Genomic DNA, 18,968 nt, shown 5'->3' on the forward strand with positions numbered 1-18,968 from the left:
CCATGAAGAGCGGCAGGTTGCTGAGATGTGAAAGGATCTGACTCGATGTGAGGCAGATTCTAGGCATCACATGTCAACTACTGTCAAGGCATGGAACGGGGTCGCAGCGCGGATCAGCGCTCGGAGACCGCCTGCACGTCGACGCCGGCAGCGGCGAGAAGGCGGCGAACCTCGGGATCAGCGCCCGCGTCGGTCACCAACACGTCGATACGGCTGGTTGGCACGGTCTGGCACATCGTGTCATGACCGAGCTTGGTGTGGTCAGCGAGAACCACGACCTGCCGACCAGCCGCCATCAGGGCCTGGTCGGTCGCGGCGGCGAACACGTTGGGGGTGGTGAGCCCGCGGTCGACGGTCACGCCGTCGCCGGACAGGAACACCTGGTCGCCGCGGAACCCCTGCAGGGTCTGCTCGGTGACCGGGCCGACCAGGGCTCCGATGGAGCGACGCAGGGTGCCGCCCACCATCACCACGTCGATCTGCGGCGCGCCCAGCAGCGCCTGCGTCACCAGCACCGAGTTCGTCACGACGGTGAGCGAGCTGATCGTCATGAGCCGGCGGGCCAGCGCGTAGGTGGTACGGCCCGGCCCCAGCAGGATGGCGCTGCCCGGCTTGACCAGCGTCGCGGCGTGCGCGGCGATGGCCTGGCGCTCGGCATCGACGGGATCGTCGGCGGGTCCGCTCGCGTACCGCGCGGCGACCGCGTCGTCCTCGGCGGGTGACGCGCCCGCCCAGATACTGCCCCGCACGCCGTCCGCCGGGCGGAAAGCCCCGCTGTCCGGCACCGGCCGGCTGTCGCCCGGCATCGGGCCCACGCCCCCACGGGTCGCCTCCAGCAGGCCCTCGGCCACCATCAGGCGCAGGTCGCGCCGCACCGTCGACTCCGAGATGCCCAGGGTGTCCGCGAGTTCCCGGAACGAGGCGTAGCCACGCTGGCGGACCTGCTCGAGCAGGCGACGGCGACGCTCGGCGATCAGCATCCCGGGCGGGCACCTACCTTCCGGTCTTCAAAATACGGCAGTTCACGTCAGTTTGTATCACACGATTCTACGAGCGCAAGGAACCGCCCGTACGCGGACTCCGCCTCGTCCCGGTCCGGGCACGGCTCGAACAGCCGTGGCGGCATCGAACGCCGCACCACCGCGCGAAGATCCGGAAGCGACCCGAGCTCGCCGGCCGCCCACGCCTGCACCAGGAGGTTGCCGACCGCGGTGGCCTCGACCGGGCCGGCGAGCACCGGCCGCCCCGTCACGTCCGCGGTGAGCTGGCACAGCACCGCGTTGGCCGCGCCGCCGCCCACGATGTGCACCACCTGAGCGGTCCGCCCGGAAAGCGCCTCGGCGCGCTCCAGCGTCCACCGGTACTTGCACGCCAGACTGTCCAGAATGGAGCGCACCATCGCGCCCGGGTCGGCCGGCACCGGCTGTGCCCCGGCACGGCACGCCTCGGCGATACGCGCCGGCATGTCGCCGTCCCACAGGAACGTCGGGTCGTCCGGGTCGAACAACGCGCGGAATCCGGGCGCCCGCGCGGCCGCGGCGGTCAGCTCGCCGTAGGACGCCGGCGCTGCCCGTTGCCAGGCCGCCCGGCACCGCTGCAGCAACCACAGGCCGATGCCGTTGCGCAGGAACCGCACCGTGCCCGCGACCCCGGCCTCGTTGGAGAAGCCCGCGGCGCGCGCCTCGTCGGTGAGTACCGGCTCGGGCAACTCCAGGCCAACCAGGGACCAGGTGCCACTGGAGACGTAGCCGAAGGGCGCGGCCGCCGGGATGGCGGCGACCGCCGACGCGGTGTCGTGCCCGGCGACCGCGATGACCGGTACCCCGGCGAGCGCCGCACCAGCCGCACCGGCCGCGCCGATCGGCCCGATCGGCGTGCCCGGCGGCGCCACGTCGCCCTTGAACAGCCTGGCCGGCACGCCCAACCGCTCGATGACGCCGAGCGACCAGGTGCGGGCGGTGACGTCCATGAGCTGGCTGGTGCTGGCGATCGTGTGGTCCGTGACGTGCTCGCCGGTGAGCCAGAACGCGAACAGGTCCGGCAACATCGCGAACCGGTCGGCCTCGTCGAGCAGCGGTGAGCCCTCCATCGCGACCAGCTGCGTCGCGGTATTGATGGGCAGCAGCGGCGTGCCCGTGGTGCGGTACAGCTCCGCGGCGCCCACCCGCGCCAGGACCCGGGCCGTGACCCCGTCGGTACGCCGGTCGCGATAGTGCCACGGGTCGCACACCAGCCCGTCATCGGCGCCGAGCAGGGCGAAGTCGTTGCCCCAGGCGTCGATGCCGGCGCTGGCCGCGCGCTCGGCGGTGCCGGACACGGCGGCGGCGAGGCCGGCGGACAACTCGGCGAACAGCGTCGACACGTCCCAGTGGAGCCCGTCCGGCAACGCCATCGGCCGGTTCGCGAAACGGTGCGCCTCGTCGACCGTCAACCGCTCGCCGTCGAAGGTGCCGCGCACGACGCGCCCACTCTCCGCTCCGAGATCGACGGCCAGGTAGACGGGCACGCGCTGAGCGTACGCCCGAGTCACGCGAGGACGTCAGTCGCCGCCGACCTGGCACGGTATGGCCCTAGCCGCTGACCGCCCCCACGACGTCGCCGTGGAAGGTCGCGCGGCCCCACGAACCGTCCAATGTGAACACCGCTCGGTCGAACCGGCTGCCCACGAACCGGGTCGTGCCGTGGAACTGGGCACCGGAGAACTCCACGTACTCAGCCTCGCAGCCGCTGAGGTCCAGATCGACGAGCGTGGCACCGCAAAGCCACAGGTTCATCTCGCGCCACTGCCCGGGGCCGGGCCGAAGTCGCTGAGCGAGCAGCTGCTGCGCCTCCTGCCGTAGCTCCAGCAGCGCGGCCTGCTCGGCGGTGCGACCCTCGGCGCGTAGGTCGAACGGTATGGGGATCCGCAGGAACGCGCACACGGTCATCACGACGCGCTGCCGCTGCTCGGGCTGGTCGTCACCGAGCTGGGCAAGGAGCCGCAGTCCGGTCGAGCGGACGGCCGGATCGCGGTCGGCGAGCTGCCGGGCGTAGGGCAGCACGGACGCGTCCGATACCAGATCGCCGCCGCCCTCGGTGCCTTCCGGAGCGCTGGCCATACCCGATCGCACCGTCCAGCCGAGCGGCCACGCGGACTCGCCGTCGTCGGTGCCGCCGGCCCAGTACGCACCGGTGAGGTCGACCGCCGGCTGGTCAAGATGGACCCGCCCGGCGAACCGGGCACCGGCGAACGTGGCCTCCGCCGCGAACCGGGCGTAGTAGAACCAGGCCGGGCCATCGAAACGGACCCCACGGAACGACACGTCACGGCCGAACCGCGCGCCGTCGCCGCCCTCCTCCCAGTCCTGGTAGTCCTCCATGAGTACCGCGACGGGCCAGTTCGGATCGTCCTCGTTCGGCTCGTCCCACGGCGCCGGATCGATCTCTTCGACCGTCTCCCACGCCTCGTCGTCTTCCCACCATGTGTCGGTGCCCCGGCCGAACCACGCCATCCCGCCGAACGCCGCTCCGGTGAAATCCGCCCGTCCGCGCATCCGGGCCCGGCCGAACTCGGCGTCGCCTTCGAACCGCGCGCCGGCAAAGCTGGCGTCACCGTAGAAGACCGCCCGCTGGAACGCGACATCGCCGTCGAAGGTGGCACCGTCGAAAACCGTGGTGCCGTGGAACCGGGTATCGGCGAACCTGGCGCCGTCGAGCCGGCAGCCGCTGAAATCGACATCGGCGAGCGTCGCACCCGACAGATCGACGCTGATGTCGGGCCACCGTGTCACGGCCTCGCTCGTGCCGCCCACGCGCAGCCGGTCCGCGAGCGACCGCAGGGCCGCACGCCGCTCCTCGGCGGCGGCAGCGTCGCTCGGCTCCGTCGGGGCGCGCAGCCAGTCGCAGATCGTGTCCGTGACCGGTTGCCGCAACTGCGGATCGGCCGCGGCCAGTGCGATCAGGGCGTCCACCGCCGCACGTCGCGTGCCGGGCGCCGCTGTCGCGAGCCGATCGGCGGCCGCTCGGTACGCTGTCGAGGTCTCGTTCACGGCGAGAGCGTAGTTGAGATGCGCCAGAGGCCGTCACACGACCAACCCCGACGAGGGCAGGTCGTGTGCCGCGAACGGTGAGGCCGCGGGAGCAACGGCATGGCGCACGACGGACGCCGCGGTAGCTCAAGATCCGAGTCGCGCGCGCATCTGCTCGGCGTCGGGGTGGCCCAGATCGTCGAAGATGCTCAGCGCCTCCCTCCGGACGCCGCGGGCGTGGACAGTGTCCAATGTGGCGTCGAAGGTGTCGCCGAGACGCAGCAGCGTCTCGGTCCGGTCGCCGACCCGCCGGTGCATGGCCACCGCCCGCCGGCAGTGCAGCAGCGCCGCAGCACGACGACTGGCTCTTCGACATCGCCGGGAAGAGTCCGGCGCTGCTGCCGTCCGTGGACACCCAGGTGTCGGCGCGCAGCGCGCACGCGTACAGCCGGCGGCGCGACGGTGTCGACGCGTCCGCCACCGCCGTGCGGACACCGACCGGCGTCGCCGGTTTCACCACGCTGCCCGACGGCACCGCCGTCTACGCCACCAGCGGACTGGCCGCCGGCGAGGGCCGGCTGAACGTGTACAACCTGTCGATGCCCGGTGTGCCCGGGCTCGACGGTAGCCGCACGTTCACCTGGTCCGGCGGCTCGACGGACCTCGCCGGGGGCGGCGACGGTGGCGTGGACGAGCTGCGGTTTCCGGCGGTGTCTGGCCGATACGTGCGGATGTACGGAGTGCGAGCCGCCAACCAGTACGGGTTCTCCATCTGGGAAATGTCCGTCCACAATGGCGCCAGCGCGAACCTCGCAACCGGCCGACCCGTCTCCGCGTCATCAGCCGACCCCAACTTCCCCGCCACCCAAACCGTCGACGGCGACCCGAACACCCGCTGGGCCGTCGCGGTAGACCAACGCACCCAACCCGGCTGGCTCACCGTCGACCTGGGATCCACTCAGCCAATCGACCGCGTGACAGTCAACTGGGAAGCCGCATACGCGACCCACTACCGCGTCGAAGTCTCCAACGACGGCCAGAACTGGCAGACAGCGGCACAGGTGCCCGCCTGACCTCACTTCCGGGACGGCGGCAGTGCCATCATGCTCGTATGGCCTACCAGAGCCCGGCTCACTTCTGTGCCGAGTACGCCAAAGACCACAGCCCCACCGAAGCCGACGAATCCGACGCCGTGTTCACGCTTGAGAAGGTGACCGTCGTCAGCGAGACCGCGGACACGGCGCGAGTCGAGGCGCTCTGGTTCGCATGCGGCCACGAGCCGGATTCCGGGTATTACGACGTTTTTGAGCGCTTCGCCTTCATCCTGGTCAAGCGGGACGACGGATGGCGCCTGCACGCCACGGAAAACCTCGGCTACGAATGACAACCGGCTGCCTGGTTTGACGGATCCTGATAAGCGCGAGAGTTGCCCGGACAGTGACAACCATCGATACTTTGGGTCGTCGAGAGAGGACGTACACCATGAGACGATGGCCGACGGCACTTTCGGTAATCGCGCTGGTCGCCGGAACCCTGTCGGTCGTGGCCCCGACGCCGGCGCACGCGGCCGCGGGCTGCCAGGTGACGTACGCGGTCACGTCCACCTGGACCCCTGGATTCGCCGGCGACATCAAGCTGACCAACCTCGGTGATCCGGTCACCAGCTGGCAGCTGACCTGGTCCTTCACCGCGGGGCAGACGGTCACCCAAGGCTGGAACGGAGTCTTCTCCCAGTCCGGCGACACCGTCACGGTCACCAACACCACCGGAAACGGCACGCTGGCCACCGGCGCCTCTGTCTCCGTCGGCTTCTACGGCACCTGGAGCGGCACCAACCCGCCGCCGTCGAACTTCTATCTCAACGGCACGCTGTGCGCCATCACACCCAGCGTCTTCTGCCCGGTTTCAGTGGTCCGGCGCGGATCCAATTACGTTGCCACCGTCGTGGTGATCAACACGGGCTCGACGCCACTCACCAACTGGGCGGTGCGGTTCATCGCGCCGGCCCCGTCATACATCAACCCCGCGTTTACCGAAAACGCCACACTCACGCTCGTAGGCACCGGCGGCACTCTGACGCCCACCGCGCCATACGCCACCATCCCAGTCGGCAGCACAGCACTCATGCGCTTCGCCGGGCTCGCCTTCGCCTTCAGCCACCTGCCAACCGCCTTCCACGTCGGCGGGACGCCCTGCCAAACCTCCTACAGCTGACAGCAACCGCCCAGAGCTATACTCCCCGTCCGTGCCATTGTTGCCTGATCATGAAGAGGCCCGTCCACGGGTGCTGCGGGTTGGCAAGGGCGCGTTCCGCGACATCGGCTCAGCCATCGCGGCGGCCCGCGACGGCGACACCGTGGAAATCTCCGGCGGCACGTACACAGAACAGGTCACGGTAGACAAGGCGATCGAGCTGCGCGCTGTCAAAAAGACCGGCACGGTCACGCTTCGCGGCGAAGATACGCCACTGACGGTGCGAGCCAGCGCCACAGTGCGTGACCTCAAGATCTCGTGCTACGGCGCTGGGCGGGGCGACGCCGTGGCCGTCGAAGGCGTCGGCGTCGCCCCGACCATCAATCGCTGCGTGCTGAAAACCACTGCTGGTGCCGGCATCAAAGCCACCAAAGGCGCCGCACCCACCATCGACGACTGCCAGGTTGAAGGCTCGCGCTACGGCGTACTCGTTGAATCCGCGGCGCACGCGGCGCTGACCGGCTGCCGGCTCGCGCGAATTGGGCATGGTGTTGTCGCGACCGGCCGGGACACGACCACGACGCTGTTGCGGACTCACGTCGAAGACGCCAAACACGCCGCCGTCGCGGTGTCCGACAACGCCAGCCTGACCGTCGTCGAAACCGAGGTGAACCGTGGCGGAACCGGCCTCGAAGTCGACGGCGGCACCCTCGTAGCGAAGGACGTCGTCATCGGGGCCGTTCTCGGCACCGGCATCCGGGTGGTCAGCGGCGAAGGGTCGTTCACCCGCTGCTGGGTCACCGACGCCGCCGGATCCGGGATCTGGGTGGGGGGCGGGCGGGCCGTGCTCGACCAGTGCGACGCCACCAACGGGCGGGGCGCCGGATTCCAACTCATCGGCGGCGACATCATGCTGACCGGATGCCTCGCACACGAGAACCTCGCCGAGGGCTTCCAGCGGCACACCGCGGCCAGGATGACGGCCTGCGCGTCCTACGCCAATGGTGTCGAAGACGGAGTCGGCGTCCAGCCCGGCGCACCGGCTCCCCACGGCGCCGAGTCCCAGGAGTTGGCCAACCCACCATTCGACCGCACGGTGGCCGCGTTGACCGATGGCCTCGCCGCGGCACGGGCGCAGGTCGAGGAGAAACTGTGGCGCCGGGACGACCGGCTCGCCGCCGCCCGCCTGCTGGGCGCGACGAACGAACGCATCGAACGGCTGCGGCGACTCGCCGCGAAGGTAGCCGGTGCTCCGCTCACCGACCCCGATGACAAGGCCACCGCGCAGGCCGTGCTCGCGGAGATCGACGAACGGAACGACACCCTGCGTGCCTTGCTCGACAAGCGCGGCGGGGACGGCTCGCCGGAAAAGGTCATCGCAGAACTGGAGACTTTGATCGGGCTCACCGAAGTCAAGGCCGAGGTGCGCACCCTCATCGACATCATCACGATCGGGCAGCGCCGCGCGGCGGCCGGTCTCAAGACGCCGCCGATGAGCCGGCACCTGGTCTTCACCGGTAACCCGGGTACCGGCAAGACCACGGTGGCTCGGCTGTACGGGCGGATCCTGGCTGCTCTCGGCCTGCTCGAACGGGGGCACCTGGTGGAGACGGCCCGGGTGGACCTGGTCGGCGAGTACGTCGGCCATACCGCGGTGAAGACCAAGCGTGCCTTCGACAGCGCGCGCGGCGGTGTGTTGTTCATCGACGAGGCATACGCGTTGTCGCCTGTGGACAGTGGCCGGGATTTCGGCCGGGAGGCCATCGACACGCTGGTGAAGCTGATGGAGGACCACCGCGAGGAGGTGGTGGTCATCGCCGCCGGCTATACCGGGGAGATGGCGCGGTTCGTCGCCGCCAACCCCGGGCTGCGGTCGCGGTTCGGCCGCACCATCGAGTTCCCCGACTACAGCGCGGACGAGCTGGTGCGCATCACCGACTCGCTGGCGGGCCAGCACGACTACACGCTGGCCGAGCGGACCCGCAGCGACCTGCTGGCCTACTACGCGCAGTTGCCGCGCGGCGAAGGCTTCGGCAACGGCCGTGAGGCTCGTCACACCTTCGAGACGATGGTCGCCGAGCACGCGAACCGGCTGGCCCGGCAGAGCAACCACACGGCTGAGGAGCTGACCACCCTGCTGCCCGAGGACCTGCCCGACGAGTGGACGGCATCGCCTCCAAGCCGTCTTGATCAACCAGGTAGCATGGCCGTCGCCTGACCGTCGGTGAAGTCCTCGTCCAGGAGTAATCCACCATGGCTCATCACGCCCGCTACCGGGCACTGTCCGCCGCCGCCTGCCTAGCTCTGCTGGCGACGGGCTGCACGTCCCCGTCCGCCGATCCAGCGGCACGAACGGCGGAGACGCCGCTGGTCACCGAGGCCGAGGCCAACAAGGTCGTGGACAGCTACGAGAGCCTCAACAACGACGCGAACGCGGAGCTCAGTGCGGCGAAAATGGCCAACGCCGAGGGCGGTGCGCTCCTCGCCAAGGACCAGGGCTACCTCACCCAGACAAAGGGCATGGCGCAGAAGGACGTCAAGGAAAACTTGGCTCCGTTCGCGTACATCGACCGGACTTTCTTCATCCCGCCCGTCTCCGCGAAGGCCGACTGGTTCGTGTTGAAGGCGCAGGGCGCGAACCTCGAGAACGGCAAGCCGGGCACACCGTGGAAGCAGAGCATCCGTTTCGTGGTCTTCAAGAAGGCGGCCGCCGGCTGGCGCGCGGTGCTCAGCGGGGGCTTCTCCGGCGATGATGTGAGCAAGGTTCCGCAGATCGCCGTCGACCAGGACGGCCTGGCGGAGGTGGTCGACCCGCAGGCCAAGATCGGCGACACCGCTCCGGCGGACCTGGCAGGCATGGTGGCGGACCTCTACGTGACCGGCGCCCGGACCACTCCCCTGGCCGAGACCACGGTCCGCAACCAGGCCGCAGCGGCCAAGTCGAGTCGCGAAAGCAACCTGAGCGGCCACGCCCACACCGATTTCACGAAGGCCGAACCGCGCGATGGCACCACGTACGCGTTGCGCACCGCGGACGGCGGTGCCCTGGTACTGGGTGACGGAGCCGTGGACGAAACCCTCCTCGCCAAAGACCTCAACTCGTACATCAACCTCGGAAAGTCACTCCAGCCGTTCGTGAAAAACGGCACCGACCGGATGTACAAGGTAGTGATACACGACATGCTGATGCAGACCGCGGTGATATCCGCCGACGGAAAACCGGCCGTCTACGGCATCTCCCGCCAGACGACGAGCGTCGACGCCACACCCACGAGCAAAATCTAGGCTCGCTCCTCGGCTACGCCGCTTCGGAACTGGCGTCGGCACCGAATCAGGTTCCCTGGGGGCGGACCAGGCCGGTTTGGTAGGCGATGACCACGAGCTGAGTGCGGTCGCGCACGTGCAGCTTGGTCATGGCTCGCTGGATGTGAGTGCGCACGGTCAGCGGGCTGACCACGAGGAACTGTGCGATCTCGGCGTTGGATCTGCCCTCGGCGGCCAGGCTCATGACCTCGCGCTCCCGCGCGGTCAGTACCTTCAGCTCCTCGATCGCCCCCGGAAGAGCGTCCCGTGGCGCGGTAGCGAGAAATCGGCTGATCAGGGCGCGAGTCGCGGTCGGGGAAAGCAGGGCGTCGCCGGCCGCGACGGTGCGAATGCCGTCGAGCAGCGCATCGGCCGACACGTCCTTGCCGAGGAACCCGCTGGCGCCAGCGCGCAGGGCCTGAGCCACGTACTCGTTTGTCTCGAACGTGGTGAGGATGAGCACCCGCGTGTCGGAGAGGCTCGGGTCGGCGCAGATCGCGGTGGTGGCCGCGAGGCCATTGACGCGCGGCATGCGGATGTCCATGAGTACGACGGTGGGTTTGTGGGTCTTCGTCAAGACGACCGCCTCATCGCCGTCGGCGGCCTCACCGACGACCTCCATGTCGGGGGTGGCCTCGATAAGCATCCGGAAGGTCGCGCGCAGGAGCTTCTGGTCGTCGGCGAGGAGGATGCGGATGGTCACGGGATCGCCCTTCGATCGTCAGCGCAGGATCGGCAGCTCGGTGGCGACGGTGAAGCCCCCGTCGGGCTGGGGGCCCGCGTGGAAGCGGCCGCCCGCGGACTGGACGCGCTCTCGCATACCGACGATTCCGTAGCCGCCGCCGGCCGGCTGTGAAGCGGTGGACGTGGCTGGGCCGGCGCCGTTGGCGATGGTTATGGTCACGCGGTCGTCGCCGTAGGCGAGCCGCACCGCGGCTGTGCTCGTGCTGGCGTGCTTGGTCACGTTGGTGAGTGCCTCCTGCACGACGCGGTACGCGGTCAGGTCCACGCCCTCAGACAGCTGCCGTTGCTCGCCCTCGATGGTGATTTCGACGTCGAGCCCAGCCGAAGCGAACGTGGCGGCGAGGTCGGACAGTTGCGCGAGGCCGGGCGCCGGCTCAAGCGGCGAGACGACGTCATCGGGCTGGCGGAGCAGGCCGACGGTGGCTTTGAGTTCGCGCAGCGCGGCGGAGGTCGTGCCGCTCAGCTCGGTAAGGATCCGTTGCACCCGATGTGGATTTTCGCGCGCGAGGTAGGCCGCCGTGCTGGCTTGGGCGTTGGCAAGCGCAAGGTGGTGGGCAACGACGTCGTGCAGCTCCCTGGCGATGCGCACTCGCTCCTCGGCCACACGGTAGCGGGCCTCTTCCTCACGGCTGCGCTCGGCGTACTCCGCGCGTGCGGTGATGGCGGCCAGGTTCTCCTTACGCAGCCGGGCGGACTCGGCCAGGACGACCGGCAGCAGGAAGAAAACGACAGGGTTGAGGATGGTAAGGAGCCACGGGTAGCCGTACCGGTCGCCGGCCAATGCGGCCAGCACGACCGCCACCGTGGCCACGAGGTAGTACACGTGGGTGGTCCGGCCTGGCACGCGCACGGCCAACTCGTAGAGCGCGATCATGACGGGAGCCAGGAGTACCGGTGTAACCAGATAGCCTGCGCCGCCACCGACGGCGGCGCAGGCTACGGTGACCGCCACCGCGATACGGGGGTGGCTTCGTCGCCACAGCAGCGGCAGTGCGCTGGCGAGCGCGAGCGGTATCGCGGACTTCCAGCTCAGGTTGTCGGTGGCGGACAGGTTGCTGTTGAGCGCGAAGGGGCCGGACGCGGCACAGAGCAGGAGCACGATCAGCGCTACGTCGACGACCCGCGGATGGTCCTTGAGATACCGACGCAACCTAATCACCACGGCGCATCCCTATCAGCGTGGCCGCCACCATGATCAGCGTACCGCGCCGGACACCTCGGCAACCGGCGATGGCTCGACCTCGTTGGGCTCGATGTGTACCCGGGGCAGCCAGGTCAACGAACGGGGCAGCAGCCAGTTCCGATCGCCGAGGATGTACATCGTCGCCGGGACGAGGATGAAGCGAATCAGGAAGGCGTCGAGCGCGACCGCCACGGCAAGCCCGAAGCCAATCTCCTGGAGGAAGCGCTGCCCACCCAGCAAGAAGGAACAGAAGACCGCGATCATGATCAGCGCCGCGCCGGTGATGATGCCGCTGACCCGCCCCATCCCGTCATGCACCGCTCGGGTGTTGTCGTGGTGCGTGTTCCATTCCTCCTGGATGCGGGTGAGCAAAAATACCTGGTAGTCGGTGGACAGGCCGAAGACGATAGCGAACATCATCACTGGCAGCGCGAAATGCACAGGGCCACCGGAAAGGCCCGTCCAGCCATACTGGAAGACGACGATGACCGCGCCGAGCGCGGCGCCTATGGACAGCAGATTCATGACGGCCGCCGTGAGCGGGATGGCCACGGAGCGAAACACGACGAGTAGCACCAGGAACCCGATGACGACGACGACCGCGATGAACGGCAGGAGTCTGCTGCCAAGCAGGGACGCGAGGTCGATGAAGGTGGCCGTGGACCCGCCGACGTGCACGGTCACCTGGGTGCCGGCGGTGGCCTGAGGGATTGTCGTGTCACGAAGCCTGTGGACCAGGTCCGTGGTCTCCTCGCTCTGCGGAGAAGTCAGCGGGTAGACCTGCAGTACGGCGGCGGTGCCCGTAGGGCTGACGCGCGGCGGAGTCACCGAGCCGACCGCGGGGTCCGACTCGATCGCATCCGCGAGGCGTTGAAGCACGGCGGTATCGGATGCGGTCGGCAACGTCGCGGCGAGCACGAGTGGGCCGTTGAAGCCTGGTCCAAACCCGTCGGCGAGCAAGGTGTATGCCTTGTGGGACGTGGTTTCGGGCGGGTTCGCGCTGGCGTCGGAGCTGCCCAGCCGCATGGTGATGACCGGCAGTGTGAGGACTCCCAGCACCAGAATCATCGCGAGGGCGAGCGGCCACCTTCTCCGCTGCAGGAAGTTGGTCCAGCGTTCGAGTCGAGGAGAAGGCGTCGTAGCTCCGGCCGGACGCCGGCCCGGTACCCGCAAACTGTCGATCCGCCGCCCAAGGAGGGAAAGCACAGCGGGAAGCAGCGTGAGCGCGGCGGCCATCGTAAACGCGACCTCCACCGCGGACGTGATGGCGATCCCGTTGGTGATGCCGACACCCAACAGCAACATGCCCAACAGGGCAAGCACCACGAGCGCCCCCGCGAACAACACCGCCCGCCCCGCGGTGTTCACCGCCCCGGCTGCCGCCTCTTTCGGGTCACGCCCCTCGGCCAGGAGACCACGGAACCGAGACACCACAAACAGCGAGTAGTCGACGCCCACGCCGAGGGCGATCATCAAAGCGATAGCCTCGGTAGCGGTATTGATGTCCACCACGTGGCTGATGAGAGCGTTGACACTGATGCCCGCGGCGATCGCGACCAAAGCGGTCAGAATCGGCATGAGCATCGCGGTCACCGATCCAAATAGCACCAGTAGCACCAGCGCCGCGACGACGAGCCCGACTCCGGTAGCCAGCCCTGGGCCCCCTGACTCGGTCTGCTGGACCGCCGGTCCTCCCATCTCCACCTGCACCGTCGAGGTCCGCGCGGTCTGCGCGGTGCTGATCACCGCGGTGATGGCTTCTTCGGGGAGGTCGTTGGCTTTCGCATCGTAAGTGACGGTGGCGAACGCCGTCTTCCCGTCCCTCGAAATGGCCTGCCCGTTCGACGCATAGGGATCCGTCACGGTGACGACGTGCGAAAGCCGCTCCAGCTCCGCGAACATCGACCGCATCCGGTCCTGCACGGCCGCGTCTGTCACGCTTCCCGTCTCGGTACGGAAGACGATTTGATCGCTGTCGCCGGCGGCACGCGGAAACTCCTTCTCCAGCACCATCCGCGCGTCCTGCGAGTCGCGGCCCGAGAAACCGAAACTGTTCTTGTAGACCGCGCCTCCGGCCACCTGTGACAGCACCATGAGTCCCGCGACCAGCACCATCCAGGCGCCGATAACCCACCACCGGTGGCGCACCGACCACCGCGCGAATGCCTGCACCGCTAAACCCCCATATCCGAGGCCAGGAATCAGTTCACCCCCAGAGTCACACCCCGGAACCGTCGCGTCGTCATGCGCCTGCAGGCACCTCGTACTGAAATCGCACTACTTTCAGCGTGTCCAGACCAGAGAGACATGAGCTACCGCGACGTCCGTCGTGCGCCATGCCCGTTGCTCCCGCGGCCTCACCCACCGCCGTCACAATCCTGACGCGGTCACCCGACCCTCGCAACGACCGTCCATCGACCGGTGGACAACGGGGTCCATCGGCGGATGCTGCCGCCGCGGGTGGCTGCGCGACCAGCATGGACGCCATGACTGATCTTCCTGTGCGAGTGGCTGGTTGGAGCGCTCGGCATCCATGGCGGGCGATCGCCGGCTGGTTCTTGTTCGTCGCGGTTTGTTTCGGCATCGGGCTTGGTGTCGGCGGTCGCCCGGCATCCACTGAGGACTTTCGGATTGGCGAGGCCGGTCGGGCCGAGGCGATGGCGGCCGAGGGTGGCTTGCAGCAGAAGCCGGTGGAGCGAGTATTGATCTCCGCCGGCACGGGCGGGCTGGACGAGTCCGCGGCCGAGGGCGCGGCCCGTGACGTGGCCGGTCGGATGGCGGCGCTGGCCGAGGTGGAGTCGGTTAGCGCGCCGATATGGTCGGCCGACCGGACGGCGGTACGGGTCGACGTGACCATGAAGGGCCCCGAGCTCGACGGCAAGAAGCACGTGGAGCCGCTGATCGCGCAGACCGACGCGGTGCGGGCGGCCTATCCGGGCCTGCGGGTCGAGCAGACCGGCAGCCCGTCGATCAGTAAGGGCATCGGTGAACTGCGCAGCAAGGACCTGGCGCGTACCGAGATGATCGCGCTGCCGGTCACGCTGATCACCTTGCTGGTCGTGTTCGGTTCGATCGCGCTCGCCGTGGTGCCGCTGTTGCTGGCACTGTCGTCGATCGTCGCGGCGGTCGGGCTGTCGATGGTGGCCTCGCACATGTTTCCCGACGCCGGCATCGGCACGAACGTGATCCTGCTGATCGGGCTGGCGGTCGGTGTCGACTACACGCTGTTCTACATCAAGCGGGAGCGGGAGGAGCGGGCGCGCGCCGGCGGGCGGCTCAGCGCCCAGGCGATCGTCGAGCTGGCGGCCGCCACGTCGGGGCGCGCGGTGGTGCTGTCCGGGATCGCGGTGGCGGTCTCCAGCGCCACGCTGTACCTGGCCGACGACGTCATCTTCTCCTCGATCGCCACCGGCGCGATCGTGGTCACCCTGGTCGCGGTGGTCAGCTCGTTGACGGTACTGCCGGCTCTGCTGGCCAAGCTGGGTGAGCGGGCGCAGCGGCGGGCCGCGCGTCGCGGGCGTCCGGCCCGGTCCGAGCGGTCCACCGCCGGCTACGGCCGGATCACCGGTGCGCTGCTGCGTATGACCAGCCGGCACCCGGTGCGGACCCTCGCCGTCGCGGTGCTGGGCATGCTGGCGCTGGCCGCCCCGCTGCTGGGTCTGAACCTGACGGACATGGGCCGGGAGACCCACCCTCGCGAGATCCCGGCGATGCGGTCGTACGACCGGCTGAACGCGGCGTTCCCGGAGTTGAAGTCGATGCACCAGGTCGTCGTCCGCGCCGGCGCGGACCGGGCGCCGCAGGTATCGGACGCGCTGCGCGACCTCGCGCGGCGGATGGCGGCCGACCCGCGGCTGGCCAGTACCGCGCAGCTGCGCACCTCACCGGACGGCCGGATCAGCATGCTGGAGCTGGCGGTACCGCACCACGTGAGCACCGACGAGGCGCGCACGTCGCTGCGGGACCTGCGCCGGGTACACGTCCCGGCGACGGTCGGCGCGCTCGCGGGTGTCGAGACCGCCGTGACCGGCGACGTCGCCCGCTACGCCGACTACCCCGAGCATCAGAAGGGCAAGCTGCCGGCGATCATCGCGGCGCTGCTGCTGGTGACGTTCGCGATGACGGCGTGGGCGTTCCGGTCGGTGGTCCTCGGCCTGGTCGGCGTGGTGCTGAACCTGCTGTCTGCGGCCGCCTCGCTGGGCCTGGTCGTGGTGGTCTTCCAGCGTTCGTGGGCGGAGGGCCTGCTCGACTTCACCTCCACGGGCTCGATCGGCTCCCGGGTACCGCTGTTCCTGTTCGTGATCCTGTTCGGCCTGTCGATGGACTACCAGGTGTTCGTGATCAGCCGGATCAGGGAGGCGGTCCTGGCCGGCGCGCCGACGCGCCGCGCCGTGCTGGACGGCATCGGCAGCTCCGCCCGCGTGGTGACCAGCGCCGCCTTCGTGATGGTGACGGTCTTCGCGAGCTTCGTCGGGCTGCACATCATCGAGATGAAGCAGATGGGCTTCGCGCTCGCGGTGGCGGTACTGCTGGACGCCGTCGTGATCCGGATCCTGATCCTGCCGGCGCTCCTGCTGCTGCTCGGCGAGCGCACGTGGTGGCCGTCGCGCGGCAGCCGGCCGGTGCCGCCGGTGGACGCCGCAGAGCGGACGTTGGCGCAGGTAGGCTAGCCGGCAATGGATCATCAGCCGGAGCCCGACGACCGGTCCTGGGTCAGGGCGTTCCACCGCGGGTACGCCGTCTTGTGGGTGCTCTTCGGGCTCTGCCCGCCGGCGGTCGCGGTGCTGGACCGGTCCAGCGGCACCAGAAGCTGGACGTTGGCGCTGCTGGCGGTGCTCGGCGTGGCGTATGGGGCGGTTCGCGGATTCCGCGGCCGCCCCGCGCTGCGCCCGCCGGCGTACCTGGGAATGCTCATCGCCGGCCAGGGCGCGCTCTCCTACCTGCTCAACGGCGGTGCGGCCCTGTTCGTCGCGTCGCTGCCCCAGTTCTGGATCTACGCGCGAACGCCGCGCTCGGCGATCGCGGCCAGCGGCGCCGCCGCGGCGGCAGCGGTGGCCGGTGGCGCCCTCCGCGACGGCCTGGCCACGGGCAACGCGGCGGTCACCGTGCTCGCGTACGCCATCAGCGTCCTGGTCGGCCTGCTGGTGCACCGCATCGCCGCCGACGCCGCCGCGCGCACCGACCGCCTGGGCGTCGAGTTGGCGGACGCCCAGCAGCGGTTGGCGCTGGCGCATCAACGGCAGGGCGCGGCCGACGAGCGTGAACGGATGGCCCGGGAGATCCACGACACCGTCGCCCAGGGCCTGGCGTCCATCGTGGTGCTGGCGGAGGCCGCCCGCGCCGGCCTGACGGCCGCCCCGGAGCAGAGCGCCCGCCATCTGCTGGCCATCGAGCGAACGGCGCGAGACAACCTCGCCGAGGCACGGGTACTGGTCGGCGCCGCCCCGGACCACCATGCCGCGGAGCCGATCGCGCGGACCCTGCGCCGCACCCTCGACCGGTTCGCCGAGGACACCGGGCTGACCGTAGACAGCGACCTTCCCGACCTCGAATGCGACCAGGCGACCCGGATCACGCTGCTGCGCTGCACCCAGGAGTCGCTGGCCAACGTGCGCAAGCACGCCGTCGCCTCCACCGTCAGCGTCGTGCTGGCGCCGCACGCGGACGGCATCGACCTGGAGATCACCGACGACGGCCGCGGTTTCGTCGTGGCCGGCGCGCGCGGATTCGGCCTCGACGGCATGCGCAAGCGCCTGGCCGACATCGGCGGCGACCTGACGGTCACCAGCGCCCCGGGCGAGGGCACCCGGATCCTGGCCACGATCCCCACCAGCGAGCAGGTGTGACATGACGACCGACCAGCTGCGCATCATCGTGGCCGACGACCACCCGGCCATGCGCGCCGGCATCGTCGCCCTGCTGGCCGCCGAACCCGCCATCGCCGTCGTGGGCGAGGCCGCCAACGGCCAGGAAGCCGTCGAGCTCGTCGCCGGAACGTCACCCGACGTCGCGCTGCTCGACCTGCGGATGCCGGTACTGGACGGCGTCGCCGCGACCGAGCGGATCGTCGCTGGCGGCACCGGCACCCGCGTACTGATCCTGACCACCTACGACACCGACGCCGACATCGAGCACGCGGTCGAGGCGGGCGCGGTCGGATACCTGCTCAAGGACACGACCCGCGACCAGCTCGTCGATGCCATCCGGGCGGCGGCGCGGGGCGAGACCGTCCTCGCCCCGCGCGTCGCGCAGCGCCTGGTGGCACGGATGCGCCAGCCCGCGCCGGTGGCGTTGACCGCGCGGGAGATGGACGTGCTCAACGCTGTCGCGGATGGACTGTCCAATCCCGACATCGGCAGGCGCCTGTTCATCGGGGAAGCCACCGTGAAGACTCACCTGCTGCGCATCTTCGCCAAACTCGACGTCAGCGACCGTACGCACGCCGTCGTCGTGGCTATCGAACGCGGCCTGATCAAGCGACCCGGATCCGGTCGCTGAGGTTGCCCCGCGGGTGCGCACCGGAGCGCGCCCGCAGGTGCGCCAAGGCGAGCGCGGAGGGCAGCAGCGGCAGCCAGCTGGCCAGCAGCCGGTACCCGAGCACCGCCGCCATCGCGGTCTGCGTGTCCGCGCCCACCCCGGCCAGGGTCACGCCCAGCATGAGGTCGAGACCGCCCACGCTGCCCGGTGACGGCACCAGGGCGGTCACCGCGCTCGCGGCGAAGTACGCGATGAGGACGTCCACCACCGGCAGCGGCCGGCCGATCGCGTGCAGTACGGCACCGAGCGTCATGGCGTGCAGCAGCGGTACCGCCGCCGCGCCACCGCACAGCAGAGCCATCCGCCGCCGGTCCGCCAGTACCTCTCGCATCGCCGCCCACTGCCGGCCGATACCGCGCACGATCGCCCGGCCCCGACCGCTGGCGCGTGCCCAGCCCAGTGCGCCAGCCACGGCAAGCACCACGGCCGCACCCACGACGATCCACATCGGACCGAAGGCAGGACGGTGGATCGGCAGCCGATCCGGCGCCGTCGCGGCCAACGCCAGCAGAACCACGACGTGGAAAACCACGCCCGCGAAGCCGTTCAACGCGACCGCGGCGACCGCACCCGCGCGAGAGACGCCACACCGGCGCAGGAACCCGTGCGCCACCACGGCCGAGCCGATGCCCGCGGGCAGCACGGCGTTGGCGGACACCCCGGCGAGCTGCGCCAGGAACAGGCGGCGGCGCGGCAGATCCGGCACCACCGCCCCCTGCTGGCTCGCCGCACCGGCCACATAGGTCAGCGCGATCGCGCACGCCCCGGCGACGAGCCAGCCAAGCCGCGCGTCGACGAGCGCGCCGCCGGCCGATACCACGGTTGGCCACTTCCACACGCCGTAGCCAACAACCGCCACCGGCGCCAGCAGCGCCAGCAGGATACGACGCCACGACTGGTTCTCGCTCATGGAGACAATGCTGGTTGGCGCGGTACCGCGACAGACAGGCTCGACGGATGGACACCGGGGTCCACCGGTCCACGTACCCCCTCGTTCAGCT

Annotated in this window: 16 protein-coding genes; 8 read left to right on the forward strand and 8 right to left on the reverse strand. The window is 69.8% G+C overall.

The genetic code is table 11. The annotated features are described in order from the left end of the window. Positions 1-113: 113 nt before the first annotated feature. The 4 genes from QMG73_RS09005 to QMG73_RS09020 form a co-directional block, all read right to left on the reverse strand. A complete protein-coding gene (locus QMG73_RS09005; RefSeq protein ID WP_281893716.1) occupies positions 114-980 on the reverse strand; it encodes a DeoR/GlpR family DNA-binding transcription regulator in 867 nt (288 codons plus the stop codon). 47 nt (positions 981-1,027) lie between these two features. After that, positions 1,028-2,506, reverse strand: a complete 1,479-nt coding sequence (locus tag QMG73_RS09010) for a rhamnulokinase (protein ID WP_281893717.1) — start codon at positions 2,504-2,506, stop codon at positions 1,028-1,030. 64 nt (positions 2,507-2,570) lie between these two features. Beyond that, on the reverse strand, positions 2,571-4,028 hold the full coding sequence (locus QMG73_RS09015) for a pentapeptide repeat-containing protein (RefSeq protein WP_281893718.1): 1,458 nt from the start codon (positions 4,026-4,028) through the stop codon (positions 2,571-2,573). A gap of 126 nt (positions 4,029-4,154) precedes the next feature. After that, positions 4,155-4,325: a hypothetical protein gene (locus QMG73_RS09020; protein ID WP_281893719.1), complete on the reverse strand. Its 171-nt coding sequence runs from the start codon at positions 4,323-4,325 to the stop codon at positions 4,155-4,157. 89 nt (positions 4,326-4,414) lie between these two features. Here QMG73_RS09020 and QMG73_RS09025 point away from each other — a divergent pair, with 89 nt between their 5' ends. The 5 genes from QMG73_RS09025 to QMG73_RS09045 all read left to right on the forward strand — a co-directional run bounded on the left by QMG73_RS09025 (position 4,415) and on the right by QMG73_RS09045 (position 9,485). Next, positions 4,415-5,080 (forward strand): discoidin domain-containing protein, encoded by a 666-nt coding sequence (locus tag QMG73_RS09025; protein ID WP_281893720.1) that lies wholly within the window; start codon positions 4,415-4,417, stop codon positions 5,078-5,080. Between the two features lie 38 nt (positions 5,081-5,118). Then, positions 5,119-5,391 carry a hypothetical protein gene (locus QMG73_RS09030; protein WP_281893721.1) on the forward strand — a complete coding sequence of 91 codons (273 nt, stop codon included), beginning with the start codon at positions 5,119-5,121 and terminating at the stop codon, positions 5,389-5,391. Positions 5,392-5,489: 98 nt separating this feature from the next. After that, entirely contained in the window at positions 5,490-6,221 is a 732-nt protein-coding gene (locus QMG73_RS09035) for a cellulose binding domain-containing protein (protein ID WP_281893722.1), read from the forward strand. 31 nt (positions 6,222-6,252) lie between these two features. Continuing rightward, complete coding sequence (locus QMG73_RS09040; protein WP_281893723.1) at positions 6,253-8,418, forward strand: AAA family ATPase; 2,166 nt, start codon at positions 6,253-6,255, stop codon at positions 8,416-8,418. Between the two features lie 35 nt (positions 8,419-8,453). After that, entirely contained in the window at positions 8,454-9,485 is a 1,032-nt protein-coding gene (locus QMG73_RS09045; protein ID WP_281893724.1) for a hypothetical protein, read from the forward strand. Between the two features lie 46 nt (positions 9,486-9,531). Here the strand turns inward: QMG73_RS09045 and QMG73_RS09050 are convergent, their stop codons facing one another. Genes QMG73_RS09050 through QMG73_RS09060 form a run of 3 tightly spaced genes read right to left on the reverse strand, consistent with a single transcriptional unit; the run spans position 9,532 to position 13,602 of the window. Beyond that, positions 9,532-10,206 (reverse strand): response regulator transcription factor, encoded by a 675-nt coding sequence (locus QMG73_RS09050; protein WP_281893725.1) that lies wholly within the window; start codon positions 10,204-10,206, stop codon positions 9,532-9,534. Between the two features lie 18 nt (positions 10,207-10,224). After that, complete coding sequence (locus QMG73_RS09055; protein WP_281893726.1) at positions 10,225-11,406, reverse strand: sensor histidine kinase; 1,182 nt, start codon at positions 11,404-11,406, stop codon at positions 10,225-10,227. 36 nt (positions 11,407-11,442) lie between these two features. Next, positions 11,443-13,602, reverse strand: coding sequence for an MMPL family transporter (locus QMG73_RS09060; RefSeq protein ID WP_281893727.1), 2,160 nt, complete (start codon positions 13,600-13,602; stop codon positions 11,443-11,445). Positions 13,603-13,916: 314 nt separating this feature from the next. Here QMG73_RS09060 and QMG73_RS09065 point away from each other — a divergent pair, with 314 nt between their 5' ends. Genes QMG73_RS09065 through QMG73_RS09075 form a run of 3 tightly spaced genes read left to right on the forward strand, consistent with a single transcriptional unit; the run spans position 13,917 to position 17,928 of the window. Continuing rightward, complete coding sequence (locus QMG73_RS09065) at positions 13,917-16,100, forward strand: MMPL family transporter (protein ID WP_281893728.1); 2,184 nt, start codon at positions 13,917-13,919, stop codon at positions 16,098-16,100. Between the two features lie 6 nt (positions 16,101-16,106). Next, positions 16,107-17,276 (forward strand): sensor histidine kinase, encoded by a 1,170-nt coding sequence (locus QMG73_RS09070; protein WP_281893729.1) that lies wholly within the window; start codon positions 16,107-16,109, stop codon positions 17,274-17,276. A gap of 1 nt (position 17,277) precedes the next feature. Beyond that, the gene (locus QMG73_RS09075; protein WP_281893730.1) at positions 17,278-17,928 is read left to right on the forward strand and encodes a response regulator; all 651 of its coding nucleotides are present in this window, start codon (positions 17,278-17,280) and stop codon (positions 17,926-17,928) included. On the opposite strand, the gene QMG73_RS09080 is transcribed toward QMG73_RS09075, so the two are convergent. After that, positions 17,903-18,877: a lysylphosphatidylglycerol synthase transmembrane domain-containing protein gene (locus tag QMG73_RS09080; RefSeq protein WP_281893731.1), complete on the reverse strand. Its 975-nt coding sequence runs from the start codon at positions 18,875-18,877 to the stop codon at positions 17,903-17,905. The genes QMG73_RS09075 and QMG73_RS09080 overlap by 26 nt on opposite strands. Positions 18,878-18,968 lie beyond the last annotated feature (91 nt).

Source organism: Phytohabitans aurantiacus, from assembly GCF_027923225.1.
Classification (GTDB): Bacteria; Actinomycetota; Actinomycetes; order Mycobacteriales; family Micromonosporaceae; genus Phytohabitans; species Phytohabitans aurantiacus.